This is a genomic window from Streptomyces sp. Ru72, from assembly GCF_002920635.1.
Taxonomy (GTDB): Bacteria; Actinomycetota; Actinomycetes; order Streptomycetales; family Streptomycetaceae; genus Streptomyces.
Genome location: NZ_PQSR01000023.1, coordinates 21,643 through 37,451 on the forward strand (window position 1 = coordinate 21,643; position 15,809 = coordinate 37,451).

Annotated in this window: 15 protein-coding genes and 1 pseudogene; 8 read left to right on the forward strand and 8 right to left on the reverse strand. The window is 71.2% G+C overall.

What is annotated here, in order from left to right; all coding sequences use genetic code 11:
* Positions 1-127 precede the first annotated feature (127 nt).
* Positions 128-595 (forward strand): hypothetical protein, encoded by a 468-nt coding sequence (locus tag C3488_RS13895; RefSeq protein WP_103839711.1) that lies wholly within the window; start codon positions 128-130, stop codon positions 593-595.
* Positions 596-611: 16 nt separating this feature from the next.
* Here the strand turns inward: C3488_RS13895 and C3488_RS13900 are convergent, their stop codons facing one another.
* The gene (locus C3488_RS13900) at positions 612-1,490 is read right to left on the reverse strand and encodes a hypothetical protein (protein WP_103839712.1); all 879 of its coding nucleotides are present in this window, start codon (positions 1,488-1,490) and stop codon (positions 612-614) included.
* A gap of 205 nt (positions 1,491-1,695) precedes the next feature.
* On the opposite strand from C3488_RS13900, the gene C3488_RS13905 reads away from it, so the two are divergent.
* The gene (locus tag C3488_RS13905) at positions 1,696-1,869 is read left to right on the forward strand and encodes a CsbD family protein (protein ID WP_103839713.1); all 174 of its coding nucleotides are present in this window, start codon (positions 1,696-1,698) and stop codon (positions 1,867-1,869) included.
* Positions 1,870-1,936: 67 nt separating this feature from the next.
* Here the strand turns inward: C3488_RS13905 and C3488_RS13910 are convergent, their stop codons facing one another.
* From C3488_RS13910 to C3488_RS13920, 3 genes are all read right to left on the reverse strand, one after another.
* Positions 1,937-2,389 (reverse strand): DUF6098 family protein, encoded by a 453-nt coding sequence (locus C3488_RS13910; RefSeq protein WP_103839714.1) that lies wholly within the window; start codon positions 2,387-2,389, stop codon positions 1,937-1,939.
* Positions 2,390-2,551: 162 nt separating this feature from the next.
* Entirely contained in the window at positions 2,552-3,541 is a 990-nt protein-coding gene (locus tag C3488_RS13915) for an aldo/keto reductase (protein WP_103839715.1), read from the reverse strand.
* 361 nt (positions 3,542-3,902) lie between these two features.
* On the reverse strand, positions 3,903-4,715 hold the full coding sequence (locus C3488_RS13920; RefSeq protein ID WP_258053411.1) for an SAM-dependent methyltransferase: 813 nt from the start codon (positions 4,713-4,715) through the stop codon (positions 3,903-3,905).
* A 250-nt stretch (positions 4,716-4,965) separates the two neighbouring features.
* On the opposite strand from C3488_RS13920, the gene C3488_RS13925 reads away from it, so the two are divergent.
* From C3488_RS13925 to C3488_RS13955, 6 genes are all read left to right on the forward strand, one after another.
* Positions 4,966-6,204 (forward strand): PP2C family protein-serine/threonine phosphatase, encoded by a 1,239-nt coding sequence (locus C3488_RS13925; RefSeq protein ID WP_374955417.1) that lies wholly within the window; start codon positions 4,966-4,968, stop codon positions 6,202-6,204.
* A 100-nt stretch (positions 6,205-6,304) separates the two neighbouring features.
* Positions 6,305-7,264, forward strand: a complete 960-nt coding sequence (locus C3488_RS13930) for a LysR family transcriptional regulator (protein WP_103839761.1) — start codon at positions 6,305-6,307, stop codon at positions 7,262-7,264.
* An 841-nt stretch (positions 7,265-8,105) separates the two neighbouring features.
* Complete coding sequence (locus C3488_RS13940; protein ID WP_031116491.1) at positions 8,106-9,038, forward strand: ATP-binding cassette domain-containing protein; 933 nt, start codon at positions 8,106-8,108, stop codon at positions 9,036-9,038.
* Positions 9,038-9,886, forward strand: coding sequence for a hypothetical protein (locus tag C3488_RS13945; protein WP_103839719.1), 849 nt, complete (start codon positions 9,038-9,040; stop codon positions 9,884-9,886). The genes C3488_RS13940 and C3488_RS13945 overlap by 1 nt, the downstream gene beginning before the upstream one ends.
* Before the next feature lie 136 nt (positions 9,887-10,022).
* Complete coding sequence (locus C3488_RS13950) at positions 10,023-11,321, forward strand: sensor histidine kinase (protein ID WP_103839720.1); 1,299 nt, start codon at positions 10,023-10,025, stop codon at positions 11,319-11,321.
* A complete protein-coding gene (locus C3488_RS13955; protein WP_103839721.1) occupies positions 11,318-11,989 on the forward strand; it encodes a response regulator transcription factor in 672 nt (223 codons plus the stop codon). Before C3488_RS13950 ends, C3488_RS13955 begins: the two co-directional genes overlap by 4 nt.
* Before the next feature lie 303 nt (positions 11,990-12,292).
* On the opposite strand, the pseudogene C3488_RS42570 reads toward C3488_RS13955, so the two are convergent.
* The 4 genes and pseudogenes from C3488_RS42570 to C3488_RS13975 form a co-directional block, all read right to left on the reverse strand.
* Positions 12,293-12,454, reverse strand: a pseudogene (locus C3488_RS42570) (lipocalin-like domain-containing protein); the annotation flags it as partial.
* Between the two features lie 31 nt (positions 12,455-12,485).
* Positions 12,486-13,424 (reverse strand): NAD(P)H-dependent oxidoreductase, encoded by a 939-nt coding sequence (locus C3488_RS13965; RefSeq protein ID WP_103839722.1) that lies wholly within the window; start codon positions 13,422-13,424, stop codon positions 12,486-12,488.
* A 91-nt stretch (positions 13,425-13,515) separates the two neighbouring features.
* Entirely contained in the window at positions 13,516-14,409 is an 894-nt protein-coding gene (locus tag C3488_RS13970; RefSeq protein WP_103839723.1) for an alpha/beta hydrolase, read from the reverse strand.
* Between the two features lie 40 nt (positions 14,410-14,449).
* The gene (locus tag C3488_RS13975) at positions 14,450-15,670 is read right to left on the reverse strand and encodes an NAD(P)/FAD-dependent oxidoreductase (RefSeq protein ID WP_103839724.1); all 1,221 of its coding nucleotides are present in this window, start codon (positions 15,668-15,670) and stop codon (positions 14,450-14,452) included.
* Positions 15,671-15,809 lie beyond the last annotated feature (139 nt).

Sequence of the window (15,809 nt, forward strand, 5' to 3'; positions counted from 1 at the left end):
CGGGACCGGCCGGTCCGTTCGGGTACGGCGTTCCGACATCCGAGGCGTCCTGCGTCCAAGTGGTGCGACCCCCTGGCACGGTCGTAGCGTGGCACGGGAGTCCGGAGACAGACGGGCGGGAGCGGACATGCGCAATCACACCATCACCAAGGCGGTCGTGCTCGGTGCCGTCGCATCGCTGGCAGCAGTCATGGCAACGGCATCCGCCGCCCCGGCCACGGTGCCGTCGGCCGCGCACACCGTGCCACGGCAGTCCGGGCGCCCCGTCGTCGTCGACTGTTTCTGGCAGCCGGAGGTGCGCCCCGGCGCCTTCGTGATCGCCTGCGGTGACGGAAACAGCCTCCTGTCCTCGGTCCACTGGTCGCAGTGGGGGCCAAGCTCGGCCGTGGGCGAGGCCGTCAACATGGTCAACGACTGCAAGCCGTACTGCGCGGCGGGCAGGTTCCACTCGTATCCGGTCACCGTGCGGCTCGACCACCCGCAGCCGTGGAAGAAGCGCCCTCAGCTGCAGCACTACACCCGGATGACCCTCACCTACACCGACGGCAGGCCGGACGGGTTCGGACGCGTGGTGACGTACCCCCTCTGGGACTGATCCCGTTCCTCCCGGATCAGGCGGGACCGGGCAGCCCGGCGCCGGTGACCCCGACCGGGTTGCCGGACGGAATCACTCCTGAGGCCACCACCGTCCGGGCCAGCGGGGCGAGCAGTTCGGCCAGTCGCATGGTGGCATCGCGGCCGAGCGCCCGCCACGGCCCCTCCGCGGCGGCGTCGGTGGCCTCTTCGATCGCGGCGCGCTCGGCCGCTCCCGCTTCGGTCAGACGCCCCCGGCCGTCGATCCACCCGCGCTCCCGCAACAGCGCCTCGGCGCCCTCCCAGGTGGCGGAGTCCCATTTCCGGCCCTCCCGCAGCAACGCGCCGTCCGACTCCCCCGAGGCGGCCTTGAGCACCATCGCCTCGACCGGACCGATGCCCCGGCTCACCAGCACGGCGACATGCCCGTCACCGCGGTGTTCGCGGAGCGTGGTCGCCGCCTGCCAGAGCCGTACGTGCGGCTGGGCAGGGCGTTCCAGCGCCTGGTTGGCCGCGCCGAGCACCCGTCCCGCGGTGTCGGCCGCCTGGGCCGCGTCCCAGGCGAGGTCCGCCGCCTCCGCCATCAGCCCGCCGTGTACAGCCGCGTCCCCGTACAGCCGCCGCATGGCGCGGTCCACTGCCCGCTCCCTGGCCGCCAGCAGATCCGACGGTGCCGCGTACCGCCACGCGTCGGGCAGCGCCCGCGCCACCCGGTCGGGATGGAACACGTAGAAGCTGCCGGTCACGACCGCCGCGGGAACAGGACCGAGCGGCGCGGCACGCAGACCGAAGTAGCCCATCCAGAAGCCGCGCATCCCGGCCTCGTCGGCGGCCTGGCGCGCCTCCGGTGCGAAGTACACAAGGTCGTGCACCGGCTCCGAGAGCTCCCACATCAGCCGGGAAGAAACGTCTCTCACGCTGCCCCCTCGTCTCCTGCGACCCGCATCCGATCAGCCGGCTATGACAGCGGTCATAGCACACATGATGACAGCCGTCATAGGGGGAGCAGCGCAGACGCGTCGGCACTGTGCCGATCGGCCCGGCCATGTTTGGGTGCCGCACCACCGATCACTCGACGTAGTGGGTGACCCCCCAGTCGACATGCGACGTGGAGGAGCAACGGTGGCTGGAGAACAGAAGGCCAAGGCGAAGTTCGAACAGGCCAAGGGCAAGATCAAGGAGACGTTCGGCCGCGCGCTCGGCAATGAGTCGATGACGGCCGAAGGTCGAGGCAAGAAGTCGAAGGGCGACATGCGCCAGATGAAGGAGAAGGCGAAGGACATCTTCAAGCGCTGACGCAGAACGCGCCCATGGGCGGGCCCCCGGTCCACCGGACCGGGGGCCGCGCCGTGTGTCAGGCCGCTCAGCGTCCGTCGTCGCGGCGCAGCGGCCCCCAGGAGCCGGACTGGCGGTCGACCTCGGTCTGAGCCTCCCTGATGACCTTCTCGTCGACCCAGCCGACCGGCACGACGTCCCGTACGAGCGGCTCGTTGTCGGGCCCGCGACCCTCGACGCGGCCCCGCAGAACCCAGGGACGCACACCCTCCCCCTTCTCGCGGGGCAGATGCGAGTAGTCGTGCAGCCGCCGGGCCACCCACAGCTCGACGGGCCGGTCCCCCCACCAGGGCTCGACCCCGAGGGGGTTGGCCGACAGCCCCGGCATCGGGACGCCGGTGAGGTCGTCCCTGCTCTTCGCGTTCCCCAGATCGGCGGAGGGTCCGCGCGACCAGCGGACGTAGAGGTCGCAGTCGCGGCCCACCAGAGCCCCCAGCTCGCCGAGGGTCCGCACAACGGGAAGGTCGTCCGTGGCGTTCATACGGTCGCTCCTCCTCACGGTCGCCCATGCCCCGGTGGCGGCTGGGCCACCGGTTCCCCACCACGACGGCACGGATGCGCTCCCGCACCTGCGGTCACCACCGGGTACCCCTGTGCCGAGGGGCAATCCCTGAGGTGGTCAGGGAGATCCACGGCCGCCGTTCTAGAGATCGACGGCCGCCATCCCGGCCTCGTCGTAGCGGTCGCCCGCCGGCTCCGGGAGTTCCGCGTCGATCCGGGCGAGGTCGTCCTTCGTCAGCTCGACGTCGACCGCGGCGGCGTTCTGTTCGAGGTAGGTGCGGCGCTTGGTGCCCGGGATCGGAACCAGGTCCTCACCCTGTGCGAGCACCCAGGCGAGAGCGAGCTGCGCCGGGGTCACGCCCTTCTCGGTGGCGATCTCCTTCACCTTCTCGGTCAGCCTGAGGTTCGCCTTCAGGTTCTCGCCGGTGAAGCGGGGGCCGTTGCGCCTGAAGTCGCCCTCGTCGAGTTCGTCCGGCGAGGTGAACCGGCCCGCGAGGAAGCCGCGCCCCAGGGGCGAGTAGGGGACGAACCCGATCCCCAGCTCACGGCAGGTGGGCAGCACCGCGGCCTCCGGGTCGCGCGACCACAGCGAGTACTCGGTCTGCACCGCGGTGATCGGGTGGACGGCGTTCGCGCGGCGCAGCGTCTGCGCCCCCGCCTCGCTGAGGCCGATGTGGCGTACCTTGCCCTCCGCGACCAGCTCAGCCATCGCCCCCACCGTCTCCTCGATCGGCACGTTCGGGTCGACGCGGTGCTGGTAGTACAGGTCGATGTAGTCGGTCCCGAGCCGCTTGAGCGAGCCATGGACGGAGCTGCGCACATGCTCGGCCGAGCCGTCCTGCCGCCCGACGGTGCTGATGTCCCCGGGGACGGCGTCGTCCATCCGGTAGTTGAACTTGGTCGCGATCACGTACTCGTCGCGGTGTCCCTTGATCGCACGGCCGATCAGCGTCTCGTTCGTGAGTGGGCCGTAGAGCTGTGCGGTGTCCAGGAACGTCACGCCCAGCTCGAGGGCGCGCCGGATGGTCCTGATGCCCTCGTCCTCGTCGGCGGTGCCGTAGAAGGCGGACATCCCCATGCAGCCGAGACCGATGGCGGAAACCTCCAGGTCCCGAAGCCTGCGCTGCTTCATGTGCGTCTCAGCCCTTCCTTGCGATGCTGTCCTTCGCTTCGCGGGTGCGTGCGAAGCGGGAGGCTCACCGTGCCCGCGGCCTCGCGGCCTCACCGGCCGGACTCACCGGCCTCCTCAACTCCATGGAGCAGCGAATCCGCCGCAGCGGCATCCCGGGGTCCGCACGCGGCACAGTCCGGCAGGCGGCAGAGTCCGGCAGGCGGTGGAGAGTCCGCAGTGCGCCGAGATCCGGCGCGCGACCATGTGACGAGTCGGCCGCCCGGCGCCCGCCGCCCCATGGCCTGTTCCCGGTGAGCCATGCCGTGCACGCTAGATCTTCGCGTGCACTCGAAGTCAAGGCGACGGCCGCAGCGTGGGTCCCTCAGCGGTCCTTGCGGCCCACGCCCGCGTACACCCAGTACTCCCGCGGGTTGTCCGGCACCGGGTCCTCCGGGTCCGGGCGCCACAGCGGTACGTGGACCAGGCCGGGCTCCACCAGATCGAATCCGTCGAACAGGGTGAGGATCTCGTCGCGGGAACGTGCGGTGACCGGCGATGTCGCCCGGGACCGGTACAGCTTGCCCACGGCGGCGGCCGTGTCCGGCCGGTCCTCGTTCGTGGCATGGCTCATCGCCAGCCAGCTGCCCTCGGGGACGGCGTCCCGGAAGGCGGCCACGAGACCGGCCGGGTCCTCCTCCGGCGTGATGAAGTGCAGGATCGTGATCATCAGTACGGCGACCGGCTGCTCGAAGTCGATCAGTTTCCGCACCTGCGGCGAGGACAGGATGTCCCGCGGCCTTCGGATGTCGGCGTCGACGATGTCCGCGTGCGGGTTGTCGGCGAGCAGGGAAGCGCTGTGGGCCACGGCCACCGGGTCGTTGTCCACGTAGATCACCCGCGCTCCGGGGCTGGCCTCCTGCGCCACCTCGTGGACGTTGCCCTGGGTGGGAATGCCAGAGCCGAGGTCGATGAACTGCCGCACCCCGGCCCCTATCAGGAAGCGCACGGCCCGCCGGAGAAAGGCGCGGTTGGCCCGCGCCAGGGTGCGGACCTGGGGGTCGATGGCGGTGAACGCCGCCAGCGCCTCCCGGTCGATCGCGAAGTTGTGCTGCCCGCCCAGCATGGCGTCGTACATCCGGGCGACGCTCGCCTTGTCGGGATCGACGCCCTGCGGGAGACCCTCGTGACCCGGCACCACAACTCCCCGAATCGGCACTGATCTTGATGCTCCATCATATAGTTGTCAGCGACCACTCGGCGAGGCGATCCCCCGCCGCCGGCCGCACCCGGCCACCAACCGGAAAGGCACGACCCTGCGGAACGAAGCGCGCAGCCACTTCGAGGAAGCACCGGCGGCCGCAAGCTCGCCCCGTCGGCTTCCCTTCTCCCCGGCGGCAGACGTCATCGGCTCCGAGCTCGACCTGCACCTGACCGGCAGTCACATCGTGCACGCGCTGACACCCGGGTTCTGCGACGCGGCATCGGTGTACCTGCTCCAGCGCTGGCTCGTCGAGGAGAACGCCTATGCCGTCGCGGACCCGCCGCAGATCGAGGCCCGCCGGCTCGCGCTGCGCGTCGGAACGGACGCGGCGGAGGACTGGGAGGGCATACTGCCGGTCGGCGAGGTGATCGTCTTTCCACGGGAGACGCCCTACGCGCGCGCCCTGGCCACCCGGCGCACGCAACTGCTCGACGCGGTCGACGCCCACACCACTGAACGCCTCACCGCCTCCGGCGGCGACACGGCCCGGATCAACCGCCTCCTGCAGACGGTTTCCTTCCTCGTGGTGCCGCTGCATCTGCGCGGCACCGCCGTCGGTTTCATCGTCGGCAGTCGTGGCCCGCACCGGGCGCGCTTCCGCCTCGACGAGGCCGCGGCCGTGGAGTCACTGGCCGCGCGGGCCTGCGTGGCCCTGGACAACGCACGCCGGTACGAGCGTGAGCGCCGCACCGCTCTGGCCATCCGGCGAAGCCTGCTGCCCGCCACCGCACAGGAGTTCGACGGCTGCCGCATCGCCCACGGCTATCTTCCCGCCGGACACGACAACATCATCGGGGGCGACTGGTTCGACGTGTTGTCCCGGCCGGGCGGCCGTATCGGTCTGGTCGTCGGGGACGCCATGGGGCACGGCCCGGAGTCGGCGGTCGCCATGATCCAACTGCGTACCGCCGTGCGCACTCTGGCGGGCCTCGACATAGCCCCGGCGGAGCTGATGCGCCGGCTCGACGCACTCGCCTGCGACACCCCCGGCGCCTCCTTCGCCACCTGCATGTACGCCGAGTGGGACGCGCAACGGCGTACCTGCACGTTCGTCGGCGCAGGTCACCCTCCGCCGTTGATCCGGGGCCCGGACGGACGAGCCGCACCGGTCTCGCTCACCAGCGCCGGCCTGCCGCTCGGCCTCGGCACGGGCACCTACGAGCCGACCGTGCTGCACGTGCCCGAACCCGCGCTGCTGCTGCTCTACAGCGACGGCCTGGTGGAGTCCCGCCACACCGACATCGACCAGGGCATCGCCGCCCTCGCCGGCCTCCTGGACTCCCGCGCCGTCGCGCCCGCGGACTCCACCGGCTTGGGCGCCCTGCAGGCGCTGGGCCGGCGGCTGTTGCACGACACACCAGCCACGGACGGCACGGACGACCGCACCGTCCTCCTCGCCGAACTGAAGCCCGTGCGGCAGTGAACGACTCGGCTGATGACCGCCTTGTGGGCGGGACGGCGCGATGGAACGCTTCCCCTCCGCCGGGTACCACCCGGGGTCGGAGAAGCGGAGGCGAGCGCCGATGGAATTGGAGCTCCGGCACCTGCGGGTGTTGTGCGCGATCGCCGAGGCGGGAAGCGTCGGCCGGGCCGCGGCGGACCTGGGGTACTCGCAACCGGCCATGAGCACCCAGCTCCAGCGCATCGAGCGCCACTTCGGTGAGCAGCTGTTCGAGCGCGGCGCCTCAGGTGTGCGGCTCACCAGATACGGTGCGGAGATCGTGTCGCGGGCGCGGGATGTCCTCGCCCGCGTGGAGGCGATCGGGTGCCCTCCGTGCGGGAGCACGTCGAGGGCGCGCCGGACCCTGCGCGTCGCCGCGACCAACTCGCCGATTCTGCCGGGCATGGTGGTCGGGATCCGGCGCCGGCTGCCGGACGTGTCGCTCACGGTGAGCAGCGTGTACGCGTCCTCCCGGATCGTCGAGCTCCTTCAGGAGGGCGTGGTGGATGCGGCGATCGCCACGGACTACCCGGGCAGGGAGTTGCGCCATTCGGCCGCGGTGGCACATCGGGGGATCGTCACCGAGCCGACGTTCGTGGCTCTGCCGGCGTGTCACCGGCTCAGACACCAGCCCCAGGTCGCGCTCGCCGACCTGGCGGACGAGGCGTGGTTCGTGACACCCGACGACGGGGCGGGCTGGCCGGGAGTGTTCTACACGGCATGCGAGGCGGACGGTTTCTCACCTGCGGTGGTGCACGAGTTCCTCGGCGACCAGACGCAGTTGCAGCACATGATCGCCGACGGTCTCGGGGTGTCCCTGGTGCAGGCGACACTCCGGCCGACGCCGGGCGTGCTGGTCAAACCACTGATGGGCACACCGTTGTGGTGCCGCTACGTGCTGACCTGGCGGCGCGAGAGGGTTCCCGAGGAACTGGCCGAGACGCTCTGCGTCTCCGCCACCACGGCCTACCAGGACCTCGTCGCCCGCTCTCCGCACCTGAGGACCTGGGCCTCGCGGACGTGGCGCGTGACCGTGACGTAGCTACGACGGGCATCCGGCCTGATGCCATGCCAGATGTTATGGCCCTCGGTGTGCAATGTGCTATGTCACACGCCATTGTGAGGACCACCGGCCGTTGAGAAGGTGCCTCTCACGCCTCATCACCGCTTCCGAGGCGCATCTATCCGTGAAGGAGCCCAGATGCGCTACCACTTCGCCCTGCCCAGACGCGTGGCCGGCGCCCTCGCCGTCGGTGCCGCCGTCGTCGGCCTCCTGACGACACCGGCCCTCGCCCCCCGCCCCCGGCCGGCACCGACGCGGTCACCGCATCCCGGACCACGACGCCTCCGGTGCCTCCCACCGGCTCGGACCTCGGCGCCTCGGACCGGACCGTGCAGGGACGACGGGTCGCTCCGGACCGGCTCCCGCCCCTACGGGCGGAGTCGACCGCGCTTCCACCCTCCGCCGGCACCGGGCCGAAGACCAAGTGGGAGTCGAGGCACTGCGCCCCCTCCGACTTCGGCGGCCTGAGCGGGTCCGCACTCGCGGCCTTCGTCGCGTTCCCCGTCAAGTTCAGCTGTTCAGCCTCCTGAAGGTCTTGAGCTCTTACCGGACGGTCGAACCGGCCTGCATGCCCGGCAGCGCCTGGCTCTTCCAGAGCACAGCCCCGACAGCCCCTGGATCGCGCAGCGGCAACTGCGACGCGGTGGCGGCGGATCTCGCCGGTGGTGGGGTCAACGTTGTGCGACCCCAGTGGTACCGAGGTACCACGGCGATGCCGAAGTGTCCCCCCTGGTCCCAGGGACGCGGCCCGTTCCGTACCTAGCTTTGAGACACGCGCTCCGGACCGGCCGGAGCGGCGGGAGTGGATCGGGATCAACCCATGATCGAAGTACGAGAGTTGACCAAACGATATGGGGACAAGACCGCGGTGGACCGGCTGAGCTTCAGCGTGAAGCCAGGCCAGGTCACCGGTTTCCTCGGTCCCAACGGAGCCGGCAAGTCCACCACGATGCGCGTGATCATCGGCCTGGACGCGCCCACCAGCGGCTCGGCGATGGTGAACGGCCGCCGCTACGCCCGGCACGCCGCGCCGCTGCAGGAGATCGGTTCGCTGCTGGAGGCCAGGTCCGTCCACCCGGGCCGCACCGCCTTCACCCACCTGATGGCCCTCGCCCGTACTCACGGGATCCCGCGTCGCCGCGTCGACGAGGTCATCGACCTGGCCGGGCTGCACAGTGTGGCTCACAAGCGGGCCGGGGCCTTCTCCCTGGGTATGGGCCAGCGGCTCGGCATCGCGGCGGCGCTGCTCGGCGACCCGGAGATCATCATGCTCGACGAGCCGGTCAACGGTCTGGACCCGGAGGGCGTGCTGTGGGTGCGCCAGTTGCTGGCGGGGCTGGCCGCCGAGGGACGGACGGTGATGCTGTCCTCGCATCTGATGAGTGAGACGGCGCTGATCGCCGACCATCTGGTCGTCGTCGGCCGGGGCCGGCTGCTGGCGGACACCACGGTCGACGGCCTGATCCAGGAGGTCGGAGGCAGGGGCGTGAAGGTCGCCACCACCGAGCCGGAACAACTGCGCTCGCTGCTGTCGGGGCCGGGCGTCAGCGTCACGTCCTCGACCGCGGAGGAACTGGTCGTCCTGGGTGTGGACGCGCGTGGCATCGGCGCGATCGCCGCGCAACACGGGATTCCGCTGTACGAGCTCACCCCGCAGACCGTTTCCTTGGAGGAGGCGTTCATGGACATCACCAGCGACGCGGTGGAGTACCACAGCGTTCCCGCCGACACTGCCGCCCGGAGGGCCGCCTGATGACCATCACCATCACGCCGGTGGCCGCGGACGCCGCACCTGCCCGCCCCGACCGGCCCGCCTACCGGGTCACGGCGCTCGGGGTGCTTCGCTCGGAGTGGGGCAAGTTCTGGTCGCTGCGGTCCAGTTGGATCACCCTGGGCGTGTCCCTGTTCCTGCTGACCGCCATCGGTGCGATCGCCGCCGCCACATACAGCCCGGGCAGCAACGGCGGCGGTCCGCCCGGATCGTCCTCCGGCCCCGAGGACGCAGTCAGCGTGGCCCTGACGGGCCTGACGTTCGCCTCACTGGCCGTTGGCGTCCTGGGGGTCCTGATGTCAGCCGGTGAGTACAGTACGGGCATGATCCGCTCCACGCTGGCGGCGGTGCCCAGGCGGCTGCCGGTCCTGTGGTCGAAGAGCGTCGTCACCGGCGTTCTCGTTGTGCCCGTGGTCGTCATCGGCGCGCTGGCCGCGTTCGGGCTGGGTGTTGCGTCCCTGGACGGCGAGAGCATCTCGATGTCCTTCGGGGACGACGGGGTGCTGCGTTCCCTGATCGGAGCGGGCCTCTATCTGGGACTGGTGGGTGTGTGGGGTGTGGCCCTGGGCTCGCTGTTGCGCTCCACCGCGAGCGGCATCACCGTGCTGGTGAGCAGCCTGCTGATCCTGCCGGGCCTGACCTCGCTGCTGCCCGCGTCCTGGAAGGACGACATCACGCCGTATCTGCCTAGCAACGCCGGCCAAGCGGTGACGCACCTGCACCAGGCCACCGACTCGCTCGGCCCCTGGGCGGGCCTGGCGGTGTTCGCCGGATGGGTGGCGCTGACACTGACCGGGGCGGCGTACCGGCTTGTCCGTACGGACGTCTGACCGATTGGGCGAGAGCATGCCTGCGACGGGTACGACAGGAGGGGCGGAGGCCGGGAGCGCGGGCCGCCGCCCCTGTTCCGGCCGGCCGGCCCTCGCGCCGCCTCCCGGCTTGGAGGCGGCCTGGTCGCATCCGCTCATGGGGCGTCTGCTGCGCGCGCAGCGGCACCTGAAGTGGGGCGGCCGCCGGCATCCGTGGCTGTTCGACTCGGCGATCGTGCTGGTCGTCGCCGCTGTGACGGTGTTCCGCTCCCCGGGCGAGCACGGCCCGTTCGGCGAGATCCGGGCGCTCGCCGACCTGCCGTTCGGCCTCGAGACGGCCTTGTCCGCCATGCTCGTCGTGCCTCTGTGGTGGCGGCGCAGGGCGCCGACGGCCGTCTTCACGGTGATCGCGGTGTGCGCCCCGGCCCTCATCGCGCTCGGCCTGCTGCTGCCGGCGGGCGGGTGTCTGCTCATCGCCCTGTTCAACCTGGCACTGAACGGCCCCCTGCGCAGGCTTGGCTGGGCGGCCGCCGCGACGACCGTCGAGCTGAGCGCGGCGGTGTGGTTCCTCGCACCCGCCGACCGGCTGTGGCAGGGCCTGCTGACGGTGGCGAGCCAGGAGATCGCCGCGATCGCCCTGGGCCTGGCCCTGCGCACCCGGCGGGTGTACCTCGCGGCGCTGGAGGACCGGGCGGCCCGACTGGAGATCGAGCGTGAGCAGCGCGAGAGGCTGACCGCCGCCGCCGAACGCTCCCGGGTGGCCCGCGAGATGCACGACATCGTCGGCCACAACCTGTCTGTCATGGTGGGACTCGCGGACGGCGCCGCCACCCTCGCCTCCAGCACGGGTGAGAGGTCCGAAGAGGCCCTGCGCATGATCGGGGACACGGGACGGCAGGCGATGAGCGAACTGCGGCGCGTCCTGGGTGTCCTGGGCGACGAATCCGACGACCAGGCCGAGCGGCTCAGCCCGCAGCCCGGCGTCCGCGATCTGGATCCGCTGCTGGCCCGGGTCCGTGCGGCCGGTGTGAATGTCACCTGCCGGACGTCCGGAGACATCGGCGCCCTCGGCAGCGGGGTGCAACTGACCGTCTACCGCGTCGTCCAGGAAGCCCTGACCAACACCCTCAAGCACGCCGGCACCGGCTCGGCAGCGAACGTCACCGTCACCGCCGGGAACGGAGACATCCGGATCAGCGTCTCCGACACCGGGCCGCCCCCCGGCGCCCGGACATCTGCGCGGCCCCTGGCAGAGGCCGACGGTCCGGGACACGGACTGGTCGGTATCCGGCAGCGGACCGCAATGTACGGCGGCACCGTCACCGCGGGGCCGCGTGACGACCGGTCCGGCTGGACCGTGGACGTGACACTCACCGATCCGCCGGCGTCTGCCCCGTCCCCCGCACAAGGCCCCGCCCCAGGAGGCCCGCAGCCCCAGGGAGAGCAGATCCCATGACCACCGTGCTGATCGCCGACGACCAGCCTCTGCAACGCCTCGGCTTCCGCATGCTTCTCCAGGGCACCCCGGGCATGGAGTGCGTGGGCGAGGCCGGACACGGCGCCGAAGCCGTCCGCATCGCCGCCGAACTGCGCCCGGACGTCGTCCTCATGGACGTCCGCATGCCCGGCATGGACGGCATCGAGGCCACCCGGCGGATCGTCGCCGCCGGCGGCCGTACCCGCGTGCTGATCGTCACCACCTTCGACCTGGACGAGTACGCGTACGAGGGGCTGCGCGCCGGAGCGAGCGGCTTCCTGCTCAAGGACGCCCGCCCCGAGGAAGTCGTCGCCGGGATCCATGCCGTGGCGACGGGCGACGCGGTCGTCGCTCCCAGACTGACCAGACGCCTGCTGGACGCCCACGCCCATCGGGTGCTCTCTCCCGCCTCCCCCGCAGAGCCGCACACCGATCCCAGGCTGCGGACGCTGAGCGAGCGCGAGCACGAGGTCCTGGTGGCGATCGGCAAAGGCTGGACCAACGCGGAGATAGCCGAGCGGCTGGTCCTCACGGAATCCACCGTCAAGAAACACGTCGGCCGGGTCCTCGCGAAGATCGGTGCGCGCGACCGCATTCAAGCCGTGATCATGGCCTATGACGCCGGGCTGGTCACGCCCCGCTCCTGATCCGCCGCAACCCCGGCTCGCAAGGGGTTCGGCGGCCGCCAGTTCGGTGGTGACAGCCGAGTTCCTCCAGTCCTCAGGCGGACGGCTTGCCGGGCATCGGCCCGCTACGGGGCGCGGCCCTCGAACGGGCCGTTGCGGACGGACTCCGGCTCGGTGTCCAGATCCCAGGCGGCGACCTGGCGGTCCCCAGGGCCCGGGTGCAGGCCGCCAGCAGGGCGACGTCACCTGGGGCCGGCCCGTGGAGCTGAGGTTCATCCAGGTCCAGCGCATCGAGGGGGACGCTGGCACCCGGCCCCACTGCCGGTCGAGCCAGCTCTCACCGGAGACCCTGTGTGACCTGCCCCGGACCGAGAGGGTGCCGGTGGTCCTCATGGACGGCAGCGCGAACTCGTACTGGATCTCGCCGAGCATGTCCCACACGCCGGTGCATCCTGGGGCCGACCGGTCCGCTGACGGCCCCGGCATCGTCGGTGCCTGAGAGCCCGCGAACGGTCGTCTACGGCCGCGGTGGGCGCAGGACGGGGACGCTGTCGCGGAACGCGGCGGCGTGCTTGTCGATCTCCTGGGGGTCCGGCTCCAGTGAGGCGGCGCTCAACAGTTCCCGGTAGTGCTCCTCCAGCTCCGTGAGAGTGTGGACGGAGGAAGCGGTGCCGGCGGGGGAGAAGTCGACCCGGACGTTGCCGTCCTCGACGACGAAACGGCCCGCGGCCCCGCACGTGCCGCATTCGGCGCGGCCGCCGCGCAGCACGATCAGGTCGAGGTGGCACATCGGGCAGGTGCCGGGCTCCCCCAGGAACCGGACCTCGTCGTGGGGCAGACCGAGCTGCCGGGCAACCGCGCCGCCCAGCCGCTCGGCGCGCAGCACAGCTGCCGGGTCGGTGGCTATGCCGCCCAGGCCGCCGGGGGTGGGGACTTCCATCTGGTCGGCGACGGCCATGTGCAGGGGGAAGGCCAGGGCGTGCAGAGTGGGCAGCGTCAGCGTGCGCCAGTGGGGTGACGGGCAGCCGCCCACGGCGATGAAGCCGGCCACGCGCGGCTTGAGGACCCGCGGGTCGGGGGCCGTGTCGACGCCCAGAAGGCCGCGAGTCTCCTTCTGCTCGGCCGGGCCGTGTTCGCGGCGGGCGAAAGCTTTACGGACGAAGACCACGTCCGTGCGCGGACCGAAGGCGCGGTCGATGAGGAGCTTCAACGCGCCCGGTGCGCTGCGGGTGTAGGTGGGGGAGCTGACGATCACGCCGTCCGCGTCGAGCAGCCGGTCGCAGAACCAGGCCGCGTCGTCCCCGGCGTCCGCGGTGGCGGCGGTCACCAGGGACATGTCGGTCAGCCGTACCATCTCGACGGCTGTCCCCTCGCGCGCGGCCGCGGTGAGCGCGGCCTTCAGCAGTACCTCGGCACTGCCGTCCTCCTGCCCGCAGGCAAGTCCGAGCAGACGCATCGACGACACCTCTCTGTGTTCGGGGGATGGGGGGCGGTCCGCCGGGCCACGCGGGCTCCGGCGGACCGGACGGGAGCGGATGGCGGGGCGGTCAGCCGCGCAGGGTGGCGGCCAGCCAGCCGGCGCTGCGGGTGACGATCTCGGGGAAGTGGTTCGAGAGGATCTCGTAGTGCTGGCCCGGGTACTCGATGACCTCCTTCGGGCCGGGGATCCGCTCGTACATCTCGCGGGCCTCCTCGACGGGGGCGACGGTGTCCTTGGAGGCGAGGATCATCAGGACCGGGGCGGTGATGCGTTCGGCGTAGGCGCGCACCTCCATCTCGAAGATGCGGTCGAGGGTCGAGGTGGTGATCTCGTTCCGGAAGCTGGGCAGTCCGTGGATCATGTTCTCGACGAATTCCAGACCCTCCTGGTCGCTGAACATGACCGGGTCCCCGGGTTCCGGGACGCCGTGCAGGCGGATGCTCGCGGCCGGCTCGCCGCGCAGCTGGGCCTGACGGTCGGCGGGGATGAGGGCTTCCAGCTCCGCGAGCGTGTCGGCCGGTTGGAGCGTGCGTGCGCTCCAGCCGCTGACCGGGGGGATGATGCTGACGACCGCTTTGACCCGACGATCGGTGGCCGCCGTGAAGAGGGAGTTGGCGCCACCGATGCTGATGCCCCACAGGGCGATGCGGTCGGGGTCGACGTCCTCGCGCAGGGTCAGATGGGTGATGACGTCGCGCAGGTCCCGGCACTGCTGCCAGGGATCGAACTGCTGACGGGGTTCGCCGTCGCTGTAGCCGGTGTTGCGGTGGTCGTAGATCAGGCAGGCCAGACCGGCGTCGGTGAAGCCCCGGGCCATGGCGAACATGGATTCCGCGGGACCGCCCAGGCCGCCCTGGAGGATGGCGACGGGCAGGCGTTCGGGACCGTCGGTCGGGCGGAACAGTTTGCCCCGCAGGGTCAGTTCCGACACTCGGAACTCGATGTCTTCGGTGACGGGCATGGTTCTCCTCGTGGTGCGGCTCGTGTCGGGAAGTCGGCGATCAGGTGCGGCTGACGGGGAGGTCGTCGGGCAGGAAGTCGATGTCGGCGGCCCGCGGGTCGGCCGAGGCGCGCAGGATGGGGAAGACCTCGGCGCGCATCTCGGTCTCGTACTCGGCCACGGCCTCCGCCACGGGTGTGTCGCCGTGGGCGGCGCGCTCCAGGGCCCGGGCGAGAGCCGCGGCGTCGCGCAGTGCCGTGTTGGCACCGGAGCCGAACGAGGGAGGCATGGCGTGGATCGCGTCACCGAGCAGGGTGACACGGCCGGCCGGCCAGGGATCTGCCGGCTGTAGGTGACGCGTGGACACCGGGAAGATCGTCGACGCGTCGACGTGCTCGACGAGATCGGCCAGGGCGGGATCCCAGCCCCGTACCGCGGTGCGCATCAGCGCGTGCAGGGTTTCGGCGGAGCTGTGCCACAGGTCGGGAGCCCCGGCGGCGACAGGGCTGCCGGGCGGAAGGCCGAGGTTGACCATAATGTAGGGATCGACGGGATCGACGGGGGCGCCGGGCGCCAGTTCGGCCAACGCCTCGGCGACCGGCCTGCGCGGCCGGTACACGCCGTAGGCGAACATCGCGCCGTTCGGCCCCGTGGCGACGGCGAAACCGTCGAACAGTGCCTCGGGCAGGCGCGCTGCCAGATCGTCGGTCAGCGGTGCGATGGAGTACAGGCCGCGCATTCCGGTGTCCACGACCGGAACGTCGGGCAGCAACTGCCTGCGCACGACGGAGTTGATGCCGTCGGCGCCCACCAGTATGTCCCCGGTCGCGCTCGTGCCGTCGTCGAGCAGCACCCGCACCTTCTCGCCGTCCGTCTCGAAGCCGGTGACGGTGCTGTCGTAGCGGACGATGTCCTCCAGGCCCAGGCCCATGATCTGGCGCAGCGTGCGCCTGTTGACCGCTGTGTGGGGCCGCCGCGGGTCGTTGGGCGGGCCGATGTGGGGACGGGCGCCGAGTTCGCGGGCCTGGTGGTCGAGCATGACCATGACCTCACGGCGAGGCGTCTCGCGCGAGGTCTGCATGTATAGCTCGAAGAGGTTGTCCGGAAGGCACTGCTGGAGAGCGCGGCCACCCGCACCGTTCATGTGCAGGCGGTAGCCGGCCCGCCCGATGCCCGGCGCGCTCTCGTAGACGGTGCAACTGATGCCCGCGCAGCGAAGACCCTGCGCCAGACAGAGCCCTCCGATGCCTCCGCCGGCGATCAGGACATGGAACGACGGCATTGTCGCCTCCTTGATGGGCTCGGAACACCTGCATCGATCGGTGCAGGCCCGAGAATGCGAACGTCTGGGTGTGGTGGCGGTCCGTGTGACACGGGGTCCCGCCGAGCCGTGTCACCACTCTTGCGTCCGCCCTGGGATC

What these genes read in the sequence shown, in the direction of transcription:
- C3488_RS13915 (WP_103839715.1), bottom strand. Translation starts at nt 3,541, where the DNA reads ATGAAGCAGCGCAGGCTTCGGGACCTGGAGGTTTCCGCCATCGGTCTC.
- C3488_RS13930 (WP_103839761.1), top strand. Translation starts at nt 6,305, where the DNA reads ATGGAATTGGAGCTCCGGCACCTGCGGGTGTTGTGCGCGATCGCCGAG.
- C3488_RS13965 (WP_103839722.1), bottom strand. Translation starts at nt 13,424, where the DNA reads ATGCGTCTGCTCGGACTTGCCTGCGGGCAGGAGGACGGCAGTGCCGAG.
- C3488_RS13970 (WP_103839723.1), bottom strand. Translation starts at nt 14,409, where the DNA reads ATGCCCGTCACCGAAGACATCGAGTTCCGAGTGTCGGAACTGACCCTG.
- C3488_RS13975 (WP_103839724.1), bottom strand. Translation starts at nt 15,670, where the DNA reads ATGCCGTCGTTCCATGTCCTGATCGCCGGCGGAGGCATCGGAGGGCTC.
- C3488_RS13950 (WP_103839720.1), top strand. Translation starts at nt 10,023, where the DNA reads ATGGGGCGTCTGCTGCGCGCGCAGCGGCACCTGAAGTGGGGCGGCCGC.
- C3488_RS13945 (WP_103839719.1), top strand. Translation starts at nt 9,038, where the DNA reads ATGACCATCACCATCACGCCGGTGGCCGCGGACGCCGCACCTGCCCGC.
- C3488_RS13895 (WP_103839711.1), top strand. Translation starts at nt 128, where the DNA reads ATGCGCAATCACACCATCACCAAGGCGGTCGTGCTCGGTGCCGTCGCA.
- C3488_RS13940 (WP_031116491.1), top strand. Translation starts at nt 8,106, where the DNA reads ATGATCGAAGTACGAGAGTTGACCAAACGATATGGGGACAAGACCGCG.
- C3488_RS13955 (WP_103839721.1), top strand. Translation starts at nt 11,318, where the DNA reads ATGACCACCGTGCTGATCGCCGACGACCAGCCTCTGCAACGCCTCGGC.
- C3488_RS13910 (WP_103839714.1), bottom strand. Translation starts at nt 2,389, where the DNA reads ATGAACGCCACGGACGACCTTCCCGTTGTGCGGACCCTCGGCGAGCTG.